Source organism: Burkholderia humptydooensis (genome assembly GCF_001513745.1).
In the GTDB taxonomy this organism is placed as follows: domain Bacteria; phylum Pseudomonadota; class Gammaproteobacteria; order Burkholderiales; family Burkholderiaceae; genus Burkholderia; species Burkholderia humptydooensis.
In genome coordinates this window covers 78,014-94,340 of record NZ_CP013382.1, presented here as the reverse complement: position 1 = coordinate 94,340, position 16,327 = coordinate 78,014, and the positions used below count along the sequence as shown (strand labels likewise).

Below are 16,327 nucleotides of genomic sequence, written 5' to 3'. Positions count from 1 at the left end.
TCTCCTCGGGTTTTGGTGCAGAGTCTACTCGCATGCTCGCCGCTCCACCCAACCGGGCGGCCGCGATGCGCTTGCTCCCTCCCCCTGCCGGCGTCCGAAGCGTGACGCACGTGATCGGCTACGCGCGGAAGCGTTGCTCCTCGACCTGCTGCAGCTTGCTGACTTCCGCAATTCCGCCGAACAGCGCCGCAAGATACTCGACGATGTCGTCGAGCGTGACGATTCCGGTCAGCCGGCCTGCGTCGTCGACGACCGGCAGCCTGCGAATGCCTGAACGACGCATCTCCTCGAGTGCGACGGCAATTTCGTCGGTCTCCGATACGACGATCAGACCCCGCGACATGATCTGGCCGGCAGTCACATGGCCCGGATCTTCGCCGCGCGCCATCACTTCGATGACGAGATCCCGGTCGGTGACAAGGCCGATCGGCACGGCGTCGCCATCGCGGTATTCGATCACGACGATATCACCGACATGGACGTGGCGCATGCGCTCTGCCAATTCGAGCGCGCTGCAATCGACCGTGCAGAATTCGACGGGCTGGGTGCTGATTCTTCCGATATGCATGGTTGTCTCTCCTGTGCCAATGGCCGCGCACGGCGAAGCGCGTCGCGCGACGTATCGTGCGATCAGGTTAGGAGCCGCCACTCGGCGGGGATTGACGTACGTCAACGCATCGCGCGCGGCGAACGCGGGCGCAATCGACGCGACGCGCTGCGAGCCGAATGCCGCTGCCTTGGCCCGCGTCGGCGCTTCCGCGCGGACTTGATGTCCGTCAAATCATCCTCGCGGCTTTGTTCCTAGATTCGAAACGTCAGGCGCTGTGCGGCACGTCGGGCGCGCCGCGGCTCGCCCGCCTGGCCGCGCGCAGCCCACTCGGCGAGCGTTCCGCCCCGACGCATGTGTCGGCCCGCGGCGCGCCATCCGGAGCAAGCAATGACGACCCCCGCCCGCCCTCGCCGCCCGGCGACCGGCGACGCACCCGCGCAACGCTTCCTCAATCCGTACCGGCACGGCTTCGTCCGGATCGCCATCGCCATACCGCCCGTGCGCGTCGCGGACCCGGCCTTCAATGCGGCGCGCACGATCGACGCGATGCGCGACGCGGCGCGCGAACGCGCACTGGTCGTCGTCTGTCCGGAACTCGGCCTGTCCGCCTATACCTGCGACGACCTCTTCCAGCAGCAGGCGCTGCTCGACGCCGGCCTTGCGGCGCTGGACGACGTGGTCGCCGCGTCGAACGATCTCGCGGCGGTCGCCATCGTCGGCGTGCCGCTGCGAATCGGCGCCACGCTCTACAACTGCGCGGCGGTCGTCCATCGGGGGCGAATCTGCGGAATCGTGCCGAAGACCTATCTCGCGAACTACCGCGAGTTCTACGAGGCGCGGCAATTCGCGTCGGGGGACGCGCTCGCGCAGGAAACCGTCGATCTGCCGATGCAAGCCGGGATTCCATGCGGAAGCCGCCTGCTGTTCCAGGCCCGCGCGCAGCCGCTGCTGACGTTCCATGTCGAGATCTGCGAGGATTTGTGGGTGCCGATTCCGCCGTCGTCGTATGCCGCCCTCGCCGGCGCAACGGTGCTGTTCAACCTGTCCGCCTCGAACGCCACCATCGCGAAGGCGCAATACCGGCGCGCCCTCGTCGGCAACCAGTCGGCCCGTTGCCTGGCCGCGTACGCATACAGTTGCGCGGGCGCGGGCGAATCGACGACCGATCTCGCATGGGACGGCCACGGCATGCTGTTCGAGAACGGCGTGCTGCTTGCGCAGGCGCGCCGCTTCGCGCCGACGCCGCAGCTCCTGTTCGCCGATGTCGACGTCGAGCGTCTCGCCAGCGAACGGATGCGGCAGACGAGCTTCGCGCACGCCGCGCTGCGGCACCAGAGCGCGTGCGCGGCATTCCGGACGATTCCGATCGACGTCGCCGTCGATTCCGATGGCGTGTTGCCGCTCGCGAGGGTATGCGAGCGATTTCCCTATGTCCCGTCCGATCCGGCCCTGCGCCACGAACGCTGCGAGGAAATCAGCGCGATTCAGGTGCAGGGGCTCGTGACGCGGATGAAGGCGGCCGGCGTCGAGCGTCTGGTGATCGGCGTATCGGGCGGGCTCGATTCGACTCTTGCGCTGCTCACGTGCGTGCGCGCGGCGGATGCGCTTCGTCTGCCGCGGGATCACGTGCTTGCGTGCACGCTGCCGGGCTTCGCGACGAGCGCGCGCACGGCGGGGCAGGCCGCCCGCCTGATCGCCGCGCTCGGCTGCCGGCACATCGGCATCGACATCCGGCCCGCCTGCACGCGAATGCTCCGCGATCTCGACCACCCGTTCTCGCGCGGCGAGGCGTGCTACGACGTGACCTTCGAAAACGTGCAGGCCGGCATGCGCACCGATTACCTGTTCCGCCTCGCGAACCGGCATGGGGCGCTCGTCGTCGGCACGGGCGATCTGAGCGAGCTCGCGCTCGGCTGGTGCACGTATGGCGTCGGCGACCAGATGTCCCATTACGCCGTCAACGCGAGCATTCCGAAAACGCTCGTTCGCTACCTCGTGCGCTGGGCGGCCGAGCAGGGCCCGTTCGCGGGCGCAGCAAGCCCGGTGCTGCACGACGTGCTCGCGACGGCGATCAGCCCCGAACTGATTCCGGGCGACGCCCATGCCGAACCGGCGCAGCAATCGGAAACCGCCGTCGGTCCGTTCGAGTTGCAGGACTTCAATCTCTATTACCTGCTGCGGCTGGGCTATCGGCCGTCGAAAGTCGCGTATCTCGCCTGGCATGCATGGCATGACGCAACGCACGGCCGCTGGCCCGACGTGCCGGACGGCCAGCGGCATGCCTATTCGATCGGCGAGATCAAGCACTGGCTCGAAATCTTCGTCACGCGCTTCTTCGAGGACATGCAGTTCAAGCGCAGTTGCCTGCCGAACGGCCCGAAGGTCGGCTCCGGCGGTTCGCTGTCGCCGCGCGGCGACTACCGCGCGCCGAGCGACGCGAGTGCGCGCGCCTGGCTCGCCGACCTCGCGACGGTGCCGGAGACCATCGATGACGACCGCTCCGCCCCCGCGTCGCGCTGAAGCGGACGCCGCCGCCTCCGCCATGACCGCGCCGGCGTGTCTTGCCCGTCGCCGCCGCGGCGGCGGCTCCTGAATCGAGGATCTCCCACCATGCCATACAGCCCCTTCAGCCTCTTTGCCTTCGCGACGAGCCGCTCGTTCGGCGAGCGGCTCGCGGCCCATCTCGGCGTCACGCTCACGGCGCACGAAGAGCGCGCGTTCGAGGACGGCGAACACAAGACGCGCCCGCTCGTCAGCGTGCGCGGACACGACGTCTATGTCGTGCAGTCGCTGTACGGAGAAGCGGGAAGCTCCGTCAACGACAAGCTGTGCCGGCTGCTCCTGTTCATCGGCGCGCTCAAGGACGCCTCCGCCGCGCGCGTCTGCGCGGTCGTGCCGTACCTGTGCTACTCCCGCAAGGACCGACGATCGCAGCCGCGCGATCCGGTCTCCACGCGCTACGTGGCGGCCATGCTCGAAGCCGTCGGCGTCGATCGCATCGTCACGATCGACGTGCACAACGTCGCCGCGTACCAGAATGCGTTTCGCTGCCCGACCGAACACCTCGAAGCCAACGGGCTGCTGGTCGACTGGTTCGCCGGGCAGGCGGGCGAGCTGCCCATCGTGGTCGTGTCACCGGATGCCGGCGGCGTGCGCCGCGCGGAAGATTTTCGGGCGAGGCTCGCCACGCGGCTCGGCCGCCCCGTCGACGCGGCCTTCGCGGGCAAGCTGCGCAGCAGCGGCGTCGTGACCGCCAAGCCGCTCGTCGGCGACGTCGCGGGCCGCTGCGCGGTCATCGTCGACGATCTGATCGGCTCCGGCACGACGCTCGCCCACACCGCCGCCGACTGCCGGGCATTGGGCGCGCAGTCTGTCTATGCGGTCGCGACGCACGGGATGTTCTTCGACCGCGCCGCCGAACTGCTCGGCGGCGACGCGCTCACCGCGCTTGCCGTCACCGACTCGGTGCCGCCGTGGCGCGTGCCGCCCGGCGTGCTCAGAGACAAGCTCACCGTGCTCGACAGCGCCCCGCTGTTCGCGGAGGCGATCGCGCGCATCCATCGCGGCGGCTCGCTCACGGACCTGCTGCGGCGCTGATGCTCGCCGCCGTCCACAGGCGCTCACAGCAACCGGCGTGCCGCTGCGCGAGCGCGACGTATGCGCGCGCGCGATCGCGCCAGACCGGGGTCGCCCGGAACGCCTTCTCGCGCAGATGCCAGGCGGCCAGTCGCGCGCGCGTCATCGCGCGGCAGCTCTGATAGAAATGCACGAGCGCGTCGTCGACGGCGTCGCCGCTCGCCGCGCGATATTCGTCCAATAGCGCGCGCGCGAAGTCGGGCGCGCCGAGTCGCTCGCATTCGAGTGCGAGAAAGCCGATCTCGTCGGCCATGTCCTGCGTGCGCAGCCGCCTGGAGAATTCCAGGCAATCGATGATCGCGATCTGCGCGTCGATGCAGACGTGCTCGGGCCGCAGATCGCCATGCCCTTCCACGATGCGCCCCTGCCGGACGCGCGCGTCGAAGCGGGCGGCCTCGGCGTCCAGCAGCGCACGCTGCAATACGCAAACCGCCCGAACGACCTCGACAGGCTGCTCGAACATCGGCCGGCGCAACGCACGTTCGTTGCAGTCGATCGTTCGGCGCAAGCCGTCGCGGTACAGATCGGCGCCGCCTCGCGCGGGGGCAAGCGAGCGGTAGAACGCGCTCAATCGCTCCGCGACGCGACGCGCGTCTGCCCGCGTCGCGGTCCCGTGCAGCAGCGCCCGGTCGAGCATCCGTTCAGCAGGCAAGCGCTTCATCTCGACGAGCCAGTCGACGATCTCGCCCGCGCCATTCGGCCTCAAGCGGCCGTCCGAATCGATCGTGAGCGGCACCGCATCGAGATAGACGTCCGCCGCAAGCCGGCGATTCAATCGGACTTCCTCGTGGCAGAAACGCGCGCGCGCGGCGAGCGAGCGAAAATCGAGCTGCGACGCCCGCACCGGCTTTTTGAGTTTCCACGCATGGCGATCGGTGAGGAATACCCAGGACATGTGCGTTTCGATCGCCGTCACCGCATGCGCGCCGTCCGGCCAGGTAGCGGGCTCCCGCAGCCGGGCGACTTTCTCCATCAGCGAGGCGACGGGCGACCGCCCACGATCCGCATCGATCATGCAAGCCTCTGATCCGAGTACGCGATTCGCACCGCTCAGATCGCGCATTGAGCGTGGGTGGCGCGGCGAGGCGCACGCGTCCCCGACGGCCGCGCACCGGCTCGCCGTGCGACGTTTCGATGCCGATGCGCCGCCATCGACACGGCCAGCATAGATTTCGGCGCGGCGGCAATGTTGCGCGAGATCAAGCGCGGGCGCGTTGCCGCGGCGCTCGGCCGCCGCTTTCGCGGACGCAACGCACGATCAGGGCTTCCAGCGATAAACGGTGATGCTGTTGCCCTTGACGTTGTTCTTCGTGACCACGTATTCGCCCGTCGATCGGAGGTATGCCCTGACGCCGTACATCGAATCGACGGCGCTGCTGGCGTCGACGGTGGCGGTGCTGGTGTTGACCAGCGTGGCGTCGAGCTTGCCCGTGGCGAGGTTGAAGGCGTCGATGTCCGGCCTCGCCGGCCCGCCGCTGCTGAACCAGTAGCCGACGAACAGGTGATCGCCGGCCGCATCGATCGACTTGGCGCCCGCGCTGGCGAGATTGATCACCGGATCGGGCGTGGTGGTGTTGCCCGCGCGCCAGCCGTGATACACCTCGATCCGCGTGCCGATCGACGTCCAGTCCGCGCTCCCCGCGATGCCCTGCGCGAGAATCATGGTGTCGCTGTCCGCGAGGTAGACGATGCGCGTCAGCGGCTGGACGCTCGCGGGAATGCGGACCGGAATGCCGGCTCCCCATGCCGGCTTGCCACTCGCGTCGAAACCGGTCAGCGGGTAATGGTAGATCGAGCCGGTCTTGTCCAGCCCTGCCCACACGCCGCCCTTGCTGTCGATGCAGAATCCGCCCGTGACCCGCTGGGTCGTATTGAACGCGGGGCCGGGAATCGATGCGTCCGGAATGGCGACGTAGCCATTCGCGTTGTCGAAATGGAAAAAGTAGAAGATCGGCGGATTCTGGCCAGACGCCACGAGAATCCGGTTCGCGCCAACGGCGACGAGTTGCCCGAAATGCTCGTCGCGCTGCGTATCGTTCATGTCGATGCGCGGGTCCGACGGGTAGGAGAACGGATCGACGGTGTTCGCGACGAAGGCGCCGCCGGCGCTGCCGGCATGGATGTTGGTGCCGCCATAGAACAGCGCGCCGTCCGTGGCCGGGTCCGGCGCGGCGACGCCCTCGAAGTTGAGGGACTGAAGCGTCCACTGCAGGTTGCCGGCGCTGTCGTACGCATGAATGTCGGTGCCGCCGTTGCGGCCGAGGTCCCAACTGCCGCCCCACGGGTTGTTGAGCACATAGAGATTGCCGGCGGTGTCCTTGCCGATGCCGGCGACGCGGGTGAAGCGCTTCGCGCCCACCTGGCCCTTGATGCCCGTCGTGGCGTCGAGATAGCCGCCCCGAATGCCGAACGTGCCGGCGAGCGCCGGCGTGCCCGAGACGTCGTAGCGCTTGATGTTCATGTCCGGGCCCTCGTCCCCGACCATCAGTTGCCCCGACGACGCATCGAAATCGAGCGCGGACGGCTGCGATCCGACGGGCATCCGGATGGTGTTCAGCAACGCGCCGGCCGGACTGAACTCGACGATCGCGCCCGCACTCTTGCGTGCGACCCAGACGTTGCCTGCGCGATCCACGGCGAGCGCGCCCGGGCCCGAGACGCCGATGTCCCGCTGCCAGACGCCGCCCGTCGTGAAGATCCGGACGCGATTGCCGTAGAAGTCGCTCGCATAGAGGAGCGAGCCCGCGGTGGCGAGCCCGGTGACGACGTCGACCCGAGGCTGGTTGTTCGACGCGCTGACCTGAATGAAAAGATCGCGAGCCCGGGTGGCGCGGTTGTAGCGCCCGACCGCGCCGCTTCCATGCGACTTGTCGTACTGAAGCGCGACGAAGATCGACGTCGCGTTGCCCGTGATCGCGCCGCCCTGAAACTCGGCGTGCGAGCCGATCGAGCCGAGGCTCTTGCCGTTCTGATAGATCGCGACGCCGCCCTCGTATTCGTCCCACATCGAGGACGTGTAGATGACGCCTTCGGGCGCGACCCACATCGAACGCGCGGTGTTGCCCACGTGGGCCGCGAGGGTGCCGTAGGTGTTCGCCAGCCAGTCGGTGGTGTTTTGCGCGTGGCAGGCCGGTGCAATCGCGGCGATCGCTGCCGCGACGAGCGCAGCATGCATTCGTCTTGTTTCGACCATGACTGATGCCCTCCTGAATGTGGCGATCATTCACGTGAATGGTCGGCCAGCCGGATTTCTCGACATCCGTGATCGGTGATTGATGAAATCTTCCTCGGTATCGCTGGCGCAGCCTGCAGTCTGTATTGCGTCCGGCGTACCGTCAACGTGCGCGCGACGAACGCGTTGCTGCCGGGGGGCGGCATTGGCACCGGCATCGGCGCGGCGCGCCCTCATCCGGAATCGCACTACAATCCGACATTCGTTCCGACGACAGCGTCCCGCACCATGCCCTTCCTTCGAATCTCGATCCTCACCGCGCTGGCCGCGGCCATCTGCGCGGCCGCGCATGCGCAGACAGTCGACGACACGCCCGCGGCCGCCCCGGCATGTGCAATCGCGATCGTCACGGGCGTCGGCGGCGCCGCGCCGAACCTGCGCGAATATCTCGCCGCGCGCGAGCGCGATCGCTACCGCTATCTCGCGGACCATCCGCTCGACTGCCGCGTGTCCGAAGACGGCCGCGCATCCGGCTGCGCCGGCCTCGCGTATCTGCGCCGCGAGCGCGTCAGCGTATACGACGATGGCGACGACACGATGCTGGACGTCGTCGCGCGCATCGACCTCGATCACGGCACGTATCCGGCGATCATCTCGGTGCTGAAGCGCGACGTGCGGTGCGAACAGTAAGCGCCGCAATCCGATCGAGCGTCCGTGCTGTCAGGGCGACGAATGCACGGCTGCGCCCGCGTTCATTCGACATACGCCGCGAGATTGGCCAGCGATGAGTTCATGCCGGTTTCATGATCCGCTCGATCGATGCCGGGCGGAACGTTCTCGGCCGTCACGGTAACGATCGTGCCGCCTTCCGCCGCCCTCAGATTCCATGTCATCGTCATCGTTGCGGCAAAGGCCGGATCGGCGGCGGCGAACTCGAAAGCCTGAACGATACGTTCCTGCGGCACGAGGTCGACAAATCGACCCGCCACGACGTCAGTATTCGCGGTCGATTTGCCGGAAGCCGTAGCGAAGGCAAGCGTCATCTGAAATCGCCCGCCCGTCCACGGCTCGAAAGCCTGGACCTGCGCGGTCGCGCCCTGCGGCGGCAACCATGCCGACACGGCGTCGCGCCTCACGAACGCATCATAGATCGTTTGGCGCGACGCCTTGATCAGCCTTGCCGCCGTGTCGCGGCGGCCTGTCAAACGGGTCATGGTTCTGCTCCATCCTTTTGCGCCGGCCTGTACGGCCGGATCGGATTCGATCATGAGCCGCCCCGTCCGCGCTCGGCAACACGATCGGACCGATCCGGTCATGCGGCTGCCGCCAGGCTCCCGTGCGGATCGATCACGAATTTCTTCGGCACGCCAGCATCGAATTCCGCATATCCGTCCGGCGCCTGGTCCAACTCGATGACTGCCACATCCACGAGCGCCGGCAAAGGCCGGCCCCGGAAACGGCAGATCCATGCCGGCATCGTTTTATAATGCAACCATGGCATGCTGGAATGCCAATGCGATTTTGCAACAATCCTGCGTCCGCCCATCACCGGGGGCGCAACGACCGATCCCGCGCCATCACGGACTCGACGTGCGCGGCCGTCTGCTTTTTGGGAATCAAATGGGCAAGCGAACTAGTCACAAGGAAAGCGGCTGCGGCGTCGCGCGTCCGCTCGACGCGATCGGCGACAACTGGTCGTTACTGATCGTGCGCGACGCATTCGACGGCCTGCGGCGGTTCGGCGAGTTTCAGGAAAGCCTCGGGCTCGCGAAGAACATCCTCGCGGCCCGGCTGCGCAGCCTCGTCGAGCACGGCATCTTCATCACCGTGCCGGCGTCGGACGGCAGCGTCCATCATGAATACGAGCTGACCGAAAAGGGGCGCGCGCTGTTTCCCTTGCTCGTCGCGCTGAGGCAATGGGGTGAAGACTATTGCTTCCCCGGAAGTGCCGCGCGCGTGCGCCTCGTCGATCGGCAAACGGGCCGGCCGGTCAAGCGCGTCGAAGTGTACGCTCAGGACGGCAACCTGTTGCAGCCTGAGGACACCGTCGTGCGTGTCGTCAAACCTCGCGCGGCAACTCGCGCGGCAACCAAGTCGAAAACGACGGGTTCCCGTTAAGCCGAAACTCGCGACTTGGCGGCCGTAACCGCCTGCGCCCGCTCCGCCGAAGCGGCGCTCACGATCTCGCAACGCCGGCAAATTGGCGTCGCTTCATCCCGCTCCCGTCGCCCGCCTCAGCGGGCCGCATTCGGCCGAACGCCGAGCGCGGCTGCCCTGCCGCACGAAAACACCGCGCCGCGCGCTCGCACACGAATCCTCCATGCGCTCTTTTTTGGGCGGCTCGCGGTCAATCGCCCAGTAGGTTGCAATATGAAACCACGAATGCTATAAAGCGGCATTGTCGGCCTCATCGGTTCGGGAAAAAGGAACATACGATGCAATCGCAACGTGGAACGACATGCGCCTACGGCGCGACGCACAGCCGACCGGGCTCGCCGCCGCCACAAGCAAGGCTGCGCACCTGAATCAGGCAATCCGAGCCGATGCGGCCGGGCGTTCGCGTCTTGCCTTCGTCAAATCGATGCATTCCTCAATATCATCGCCATGAAATTGATCGGCACCTACTTCTCGCCGTTCGCACGTCGTGTCGGCGTTGCGCTCAACGTTCTCGACATCGGTTTCGAGCACGATCCGTTGAACGGCTATACCGAGGCCGCGCGAGCCGACTTGCTGAATCCGGTCGGCAAAGTGCCGGTGCTCGAACTCGACGACGGCACCCGCCTGATCGACAGCGGCGCGATTCTCGACTTTCTCGACGAGCGAGTCGGCCCCGAGCGCGCACTCGCCCCGCGCTTCGGCGCGCCGCGTCAAGCGATGCTTCAACTCGCGGCAATCGCGACGACGATTTACGAGAAAACCACCGCGCGCTACGCGGAAGAGCACCGGGCGGACAACGGTACGCAGGCCGATCTGATCGACCGCTATCGCACGCAAACGCTCAACGGCTTCACCGCGCTCGACGAAGTCGTTCGTTCGGGCGGCCCGATCCGCTCGACCGCGCTGAATCTGGCGACGATCACCGCCGTTGTCGCGTACGACTATGCGCAGGCAACCCATCCGGATCTCGATTTGGGCTCGCATGCGCGTGCGCTCTCCGCCGTCGCCGCATCCGTCGCGGACCATCCCGCATTCGCCCGCACTCGCCCGTAGAACGCCACGATCGAAATGAAAAAACGTCGACGCCGCGCAAAAGCGATCGCCGCCATATCGCCGCATTTCGACAGGACACCACACCATGACTGACCGAATCTGCTTGATCACCGGAGTGGGCAGCGCGACCGGCTCGTCGATCGCCCGCCGGTTCGCCCGCGACGGCTACCGGGTCGCGATGCTCGCGCGCAACCGCGAACGCCTGCTCGACTTCGAGCGCACGATCGAAGGCAGTCGCGCATTCGTCTGCGACGTCGGCGATCTCGACGCACTTGCAACGACAGTCGAAGCCGTGCGCAACGAGTTCGGCCGGCCGTCGGTCGTCGTTCATAACGCCGTGTCCGAAACGTTCGCGACGTTCCTCGAAGCGGACCCCGCACGGCTCGAGCGCAACTTTCGCGTGAACACGACGGCGCTGCTGCATCTTGCCCGCGCGTGCGCGCCGGGCATGATCGAAGCGGGAGGCGGCGCGATCATCGTGACGGGCAACACGGCTTCGCTGCGCGGCAAGCCGAACTATGCGCTGTTCGCGCCCACCAAGGCCGCGCAGCGGATTCTCGCCGAAGCGCTCGCGCGCGAACTCGGCCCGCAACGCGTGCATGTCGGTTATGTGATCATCGACGCGGCGATCGACGCGCCCTGGCTCGGTGAAGACGGCCGCACGCGGCCGGCGTGGGTCGAACCGCCGAAAGGCTGGCCATTCGCGCGCGACGAGTACTTCGCGCACCCCGACGCGATTGCCGACGAGGTCTTTCACATCGCGCATCAACACCCGTCGACCTGGTCGTTCGATCACGTGATTCGCCCGTTCGCAGAGAAGTGGTGAACGCGGGCCCTCGACCAGGGTCTGTTTCCATACGGAACGCACACGCGTTGCCACGAGAACGGCCGCTCGCGAGGCGCGCGCCGCTGCATTGCGCGATCACGCCCGGAAGAAGCCGCATCGCCGCAACCGCGCGTTCAATCGCCGGCGGCGGGCAAATAGACGACCGTGTTCGTCGCACTCAGCGGGCCGCCATCGTGCCGCAGCAACTCCAGCCGGCGAATCGGCCGCTCGCTGCCTCGTTCGATCAGCATCGCGTAGCGCTCGCCTTCCGCATACAAATAAGTCTCCGCCCACTGATGCAGCGTGACGATGACCGGAAACAGCCCTTCACCGAGCTTCGTCGGCGCGTACTCGAGATGAGCCGACCCGTCCGACGCCTGCTTCGCCTCCAGCACGCCTTTTGCCATCAACGTCCGCAACCGGTCATTCAGGATGTTGCTTGCAATGCCGAGATGACGTTGCAATGCACCGAACCGCCGGACGCCTTCGAGCACCGCGCGAACGATCAATAGCGACCAGCGATCGCCTATCACGTCCACCGCGCGCGCGACGGGGCAAATCGCCTGAATTTCCACGCAGTTTCGCTTGATCATTGGAATCTCCCTTGTTCGGTATCGAGCCTTTCCCGGAAGGTGCTCGGCATGCGCGCCGATGCATCGGCCGGTCCGAATTCGTCACATTACCCGGACTTTCACGATCAAATTAATGCTTCCAAATCCGCTTGTCCATACGCGCGACTGGCCGGCGTGACGTCGACTCGCCGGGCAACCGAACGAGGCGCCTCATTGGGCGAATCAGCCCGCCCAATTCCCAGCGCAAACGCGCCTTTGTGCGAGAACCCCCAAACAAACCGGCAACCAATATTCGCTCATAAATTATTCTCAAAATATAAGTTGCAATCTGCAACTTTAAGAAAAATAATCCGGTCTCACAGACGCAATCAACCATAACCAATAAGAATTTTCTGATTCAGTCCTTATTTCGATCTCCATTTTTATTCGATCGGATCACCAGCCTCATCAATCTGAAATTTCATTGTCTTCATATTTTGAATTCAGGCATTCAAATTAACCTGACCTCACATCGCGTCAAAGTTCGATCATGCCTACCGTCAAACTTCTTCCGCAAAACATCGAGGTTCAACTGCCGTCCGGAAGCTCGCTGACCGAGCTGGAGTTCGAGCTGCACGGGCAGGAGTCGATCCCGTTCGGCTGCCGTGCGGGCGCATGCGGCGCGTGCGTCATAGAGGTTCTGGAAGGGCGCGATCAGCTCGGCAAGCGCTCGACGGGCGAAAGCGCCTTTCTCGACACCTTGGGCTATGCGGGCGACGCATTCAGATTGGCGTGTCAATGTCGCGTCAACGGAGCGGTCGCGATTCGCGTCGCAGCGCCTCACACCTGATACCGCGAATCGCCGCACCGAATTCACCTCGTATTTTCCTCAACCAAACAAGGAAATCATCATGGTTAACCGCGTAAAAAATACCGGACTCGGAAATCGGGTTCCTTTCTTGAGCTCCCATGATTCTGACGAATTGCGCAAGCAAATCGACGCGCTCATCGATACGCAAATCGAGAACTGGTATGAAACGGTTCCGTATGCCGCGCATCTGGAAGGCAAGAAGGTCGATTCCGAATACTACAAGCGCCATTTGATCGAGACCGCATGGAGAATCCGCTTGCTGCGCGTGTCCGAATCGAAGGCGCTGGCGGAAATCGCGAAGCAAAGCCCGGAAGCCGCGCAGATCTGGGCGAACTACGAGCGCGAAGAGATGTTGCACGACGAGCTGTTCATTCAGGATCTCGCGCGAGCGGGCGTGAGCCGCGATCAGTTTCTCGCGACCGAGCCGTATCTGTCGACGAAGCTGCTGACGGGCTACTTCTCGTACCTGCTCGACCACGAAGGTCCGCTCGGCGTGGTCGCCTATTCGTACCTCGTCGAATACGTGAACGTGAAGCTCGAGCCGCGCAAGATCAAGGCGCTGAAGGAATCCGTCGGCGAAACCAACATTACCGGCCAGGTCGCGCACTCGCACACCGACATCAACGACGACCATCCGGGCGAAGTGTGGCAGGCGATCCGCCACCTGCTGCGCAGCGATGACGACATCGATGCGTTCAAGCGCTACTTGGGTGAGCATCAGTCCGTGCTCGCGCTGTACTTCAAGGAGCTTTACGAAGACAAGATCCAGGCGCCGCTGAAAGCGGCCGCCTGACGACGGGAGGACAGGCGATGGCATCCACAGGTGTCCTGATCTTGAGCCACTGCGGCTTCTCGTTCGCGGAGGATCTGATCGCCGCAATCCACGCACGCGGACTGCAAGCGTACGTCCTGAGCTCCAAGCCCCTGCCGGAACACGGCGACGCGCGTCTGCAGGCGTTGCGGGACAAGGCGGAAGCGGTGCTGTCGGCCGATTCGCACGTGCTCGCGGAAAACGACGTCCTGCATGCCATCGCCGCCCTGCGCGAATCGAATGCCGCCGTCATCGCATGCGTCAGCGTGTGGGAAGGCTATCGCGCTCTCATGGCGCTCGCGAACGCGAGCCTCGACGTGAGCGACGTGCCGGCCAAACGCATCGCTGCGCTGCGCGACAAGCATTTCGTGCGCAACGCACTGCAACGGGCGGAACTGTCCCGCAGCGGCGCGCGCCTGCTGACACCCGAATCGCTCGACGTGCTGAAACGCGACGGACGGGCGTACTTCGTGAAGCCCGCACGCGGCATCGCGTCCTACGGCGCGTTCCGGCTGACCGCCGATACGACGTGGTCGACGCTCGCCGACATCGCGACGCGCGCGCGCGACGACACGGTCTATGCATCCGCGCTCGGCGACGACATCGCGTTCATCGCCGAGGATTACGTCGCCGGCATCGAGTTCAGCTTCGAGGCGCTGACCGTGAACGGCGAAACGTTCGTCGTGGCGATCCACGAGAAATGCCAGTTGACCGAGGCGAACGGCACCGTACTCGAAGACAGTTGCACGAGTCCGCCCGTCTCGATTTCCGCGGCCGGCATCGCCGCGGGAATCGACTGGCTGCGCGCCGTGCTCGCCCACTTCTCGCTCGACTGGGGTTGCTTTCACGTCGAAGCCCGCTTCGACGGCGACCGGTGGGATCTCATCGAGATCAATCCGCGGATCGGCGGCAGCCTGATTTCACCGAGCGTCGGCGCGCTGAACGAAGAGGCGAACCTGCTCGAACTATGGCTCGATCTGCTGCTCGCGCAGACGAAGGAACGCGCGCATCCATCGTTCCGCGACACGCTCGCGCGCCTCGCCTATACAGCGAACGGCACGCCCCCCACGGCGAACGCGACGTTTTTCCGGGTGTATTTCGCCGCACCCGGCCACATCGACCGCATCGAAATCCGGCCGCTCAGCCGGCCGCCCGCGCTCACGCACATTCTGCTGAAGGCAGGCGACGTCGTCGAGCAAGCGTCAAGGGAAGTGTTTCTCGGCCAACTGCTGTGGCACATGACGCGGGATGCGCAGAAAGCCGAGCTGCCCACGCTCCTTGCCGAGTCGGCCAACGCGATCGATGTGCACTACCACTCATCATCCATCGCATTGGAGGCATAAATCGTGAATGCCCAATCGTCGTTGCTGCTGATCGTCGATTACAACCTCTCGCGGATATCCGACGTCGAGCACATCGCCGCTTACGCACGCCTGCGCCACGGCGCGCAAACGCTGCTGATCCGCGCGCAGCCGACCGAACGCGACGCGCGGATCTGTGACTACGTGCTCGATCTCGACCCGCTCGCCGAAGATTTCGTCGACACCGCGCTGCAACGCCTGGCGCCGTGGCGCGCGCGGCTGCGGGCCGGCATGGTGTTCTCCGACAACGCGGTGCAAAGCGGCGCCGCGCTGCTCGAGCGGCTCGGCCTGCCGGTCGATTCCGCGCCGCTCGCCGCGAGTGCGTTCAGCAAGCGCGCCTATCGCGTCGCCGAGGCCCGCGCGCGCGAACTGCTCGAAGCCCAGCATCTGTTCGTTCCTGACAGCGCCGATGTGAAAGACGTCGCCGATCTGCGCGAATTCGCCGCATCGCATCCGGAGGGCTTCGTCGTCAAGCCGTCGTGCGAAGGCAACAATCGCGGCGTCGTGGTGGTCAAGCCGGGTGACGATCTGGATGCCGCGTTCGCGGCCGTCGCGCCCTATCTTTCTCGCGGCGCGATTTGCGAGACCCTGATTCCGTTCGCCCGGGAATTCTCGTTCGACGGCGTGGGCGCAACGGAATTCATCACGGAGAAGATCAGCGCCGAAGGCCGCTATCCGGTCGAAATCGCGCAGATATTGCCCGCCGCGCTCACGCCCGCCGAGCGCCGCACGCTCACGCGGACCGGACGGCTCGCGAACGTGCTGGTCGGGCAACGCGACGGCCCGTTCCACAACGAGATCAAGCTCGACGACGACGGCCGGCTCGCCGCCGTCGTCGAACCGAACCGCCGCCCGGCCGGCATGAAGATATGGACGATCGCCGCGGAAGTCTACGGCGTCGACTTCTACGCGCTTTGGGTCGACGCCGCGTTCGGCGTGCCGCGCGAGCCGAGCCTGGCGACGTCCGGCCGGCAAGCGGCGACCGTGATGCTCGGCGCGCCGGCCGACCGCGTCTTCACGCCGCCCGACATCGAAACCGGCATCGCATGGTTCGAGCAGGCGCTCGACAGCGCGGCGCGCAAAACCAACACGGGAGCGCTGCGGCGGCTGGCGTTCGATTGGCTTTCCGAACGGTCGCGCGCCATCCCGGCCGTGCCGCGCGACAACGCGGACTTCGTCGCGCAGGCATGCTTCGCGACCGACGACGATGCGGCCGACATGCGCGCGCTCGTCGCCGCCGTGCGCGATGCGTGGCTCGCGAAACTCGCGCGGGCGCCGATCGGCGCCGGCGAAGCGGCAGCGCGGCGCGGCGCCGCTCTCGCGGCCTGAACGGAGCCCG

At 65.9% G+C, this 16,327-nt stretch carries 16 protein-coding genes; 10 read left to right on the top strand and 6 right to left on the bottom strand.

All coding sequences use genetic code 11. The annotated features are described in order from the left end of the window. Positions 1 to 118: 118 nt before the first annotated feature. The gene (locus AQ610_RS19920) at positions 119 to 568 is read right to left on the bottom strand and encodes a CBS domain-containing protein (RefSeq protein WP_006028440.1); all 450 of its coding nucleotides are present in this window, start codon (positions 566 to 568) and stop codon (positions 119 to 121) included. 369 nt (positions 569 to 937) lie between these two features. Between AQ610_RS19920 and AQ610_RS19915 the strand changes: the two genes are divergently transcribed. Together AQ610_RS19915 and AQ610_RS19910 are read left to right on the top strand one after the other, a co-directional pair. Then, complete coding sequence (locus AQ610_RS19915; protein ID WP_009914109.1) at positions 938 to 3,070, top strand: NAD(+) synthase; 2,133 nt, start codon at positions 938 to 940, stop codon at positions 3,068 to 3,070. A 90-nt stretch (positions 3,071 to 3,160) separates the two neighbouring features. After that, positions 3,161 to 4,147, top strand: a complete 987-nt coding sequence (locus AQ610_RS19910; protein WP_006028437.1) for a ribose-phosphate diphosphokinase — start codon at positions 3,161 to 3,163, stop codon at positions 4,145 to 4,147. Here the strand turns inward: AQ610_RS19910 and AQ610_RS19905 are convergent. Then, positions 4,125 to 5,201: a hypothetical protein gene (locus AQ610_RS19905; protein WP_006028436.1), complete on the bottom strand. Its 1,077-nt coding sequence runs from the start codon at positions 5,199 to 5,201 to the stop codon at positions 4,125 to 4,127. The two genes, AQ610_RS19910 and AQ610_RS19905, sit on opposite strands and share 23 nt — an antisense overlap. Before the next feature lie 243 nt (positions 5,202 to 5,444). Continuing rightward, positions 5,445 to 7,379 (bottom strand): SMP-30/gluconolactonase/LRE family protein, encoded by a 1,935-nt coding sequence (locus AQ610_RS19900; protein WP_043282969.1) that lies wholly within the window; start codon positions 7,377 to 7,379, stop codon positions 5,445 to 5,447. 147 nt (positions 7,380 to 7,526) lie between these two features. On the opposite strand from AQ610_RS19900, the gene AQ610_RS19895 reads away from it, so the two are divergent. After that, positions 7,527 to 8,048 (top strand): hypothetical protein, encoded by a 522-nt coding sequence (locus AQ610_RS19895; RefSeq protein WP_009914105.1) that lies wholly within the window; start codon positions 7,527 to 7,529, stop codon positions 8,046 to 8,048. Positions 8,049 to 8,110: 62 nt separating this feature from the next. Here AQ610_RS19895 and AQ610_RS19890 read toward each other — a convergent pair whose 3' ends face one another. Together AQ610_RS19890 and AQ610_RS19885 are read right to left on the bottom strand one after the other, a co-directional pair. Beyond that, positions 8,111 to 8,572, bottom strand: coding sequence for an SRPBCC domain-containing protein (locus AQ610_RS19890; protein WP_043283033.1), 462 nt, complete (start codon positions 8,570 to 8,572; stop codon positions 8,111 to 8,113). A 98-nt stretch (positions 8,573 to 8,670) separates the two neighbouring features. Then, complete coding sequence (locus AQ610_RS19885) at positions 8,671 to 8,835, bottom strand: hypothetical protein (protein ID WP_198405063.1); 165 nt, start codon at positions 8,833 to 8,835, stop codon at positions 8,671 to 8,673. A 143-nt stretch (positions 8,836 to 8,978) separates the two neighbouring features. Between AQ610_RS19885 and AQ610_RS19880 the strand changes: the two genes are divergently transcribed. The 3 genes from AQ610_RS19880 to AQ610_RS19870 all read left to right on the top strand — a co-directional run bounded on the left by AQ610_RS19880 (position 8,979) and on the right by AQ610_RS19870 (position 11,394). Next, a complete protein-coding gene (locus tag AQ610_RS19880; RefSeq protein ID WP_006028432.1) occupies positions 8,979 to 9,476 on the top strand; it encodes a winged helix-turn-helix transcriptional regulator in 498 nt (165 codons plus the stop codon). Positions 9,477 to 9,962: 486 nt separating this feature from the next. Next, complete coding sequence (locus AQ610_RS19875; protein ID WP_009914102.1) at positions 9,963 to 10,568, top strand: glutathione S-transferase family protein; 606 nt, start codon at positions 9,963 to 9,965, stop codon at positions 10,566 to 10,568. 85 nt (positions 10,569 to 10,653) lie between these two features. Next, positions 10,654 to 11,394: an SDR family NAD(P)-dependent oxidoreductase gene (locus AQ610_RS19870; protein WP_043282967.1), complete on the top strand. Its 741-nt coding sequence runs from the start codon at positions 10,654 to 10,656 to the stop codon at positions 11,392 to 11,394. A gap of 134 nt (positions 11,395 to 11,528) precedes the next feature. On the opposite strand, the gene AQ610_RS19865 is transcribed toward AQ610_RS19870, so the two are convergent. Further along, on the bottom strand, positions 11,529 to 11,987 hold the full coding sequence (locus AQ610_RS19865; RefSeq protein WP_009914101.1) for a winged helix-turn-helix transcriptional regulator: 459 nt from the start codon (positions 11,985 to 11,987) through the stop codon (positions 11,529 to 11,531). Between the two features lie 508 nt (positions 11,988 to 12,495). On the opposite strand from AQ610_RS19865, the gene AQ610_RS19860 reads away from it, so the two are divergent. The 4 genes from AQ610_RS19860 to AQ610_RS19845 all read left to right on the top strand — a co-directional run bounded on the left by AQ610_RS19860 (position 12,496) and on the right by AQ610_RS19845 (position 16,317). Continuing rightward, positions 12,496 to 12,795 carry a 2Fe-2S iron-sulfur cluster-binding protein gene (locus AQ610_RS19860; protein WP_006028428.1) on the top strand — a complete coding sequence of 100 codons (300 nt, stop codon included), beginning with the start codon at positions 12,496 to 12,498 and terminating at the stop codon, positions 12,793 to 12,795. 61 nt (positions 12,796 to 12,856) lie between these two features. Beyond that, a complete protein-coding gene (locus AQ610_RS19855) occupies positions 12,857 to 13,609 on the top strand; it encodes a heme oxygenase-like domain-containing protein (RefSeq protein ID WP_043282966.1) in 753 nt (250 codons plus the stop codon). Between the two features lie 17 nt (positions 13,610 to 13,626). Next, positions 13,627 to 14,970 carry an ATP-grasp domain-containing protein gene (locus tag AQ610_RS19850; protein WP_043282964.1) on the top strand — a complete coding sequence of 448 codons (1,344 nt, stop codon included), beginning with the start codon at positions 13,627 to 13,629 and terminating at the stop codon, positions 14,968 to 14,970. Positions 14,971 to 14,973: 3 nt separating this feature from the next. After that, positions 14,974 to 16,317, top strand: a complete 1,344-nt coding sequence (locus AQ610_RS19845) for an ATP-grasp domain-containing protein (protein ID WP_009914098.1) — start codon at positions 14,974 to 14,976, stop codon at positions 16,315 to 16,317. The last annotated feature ends 10 nt before the right edge of the window (positions 16,318 to 16,327 follow it).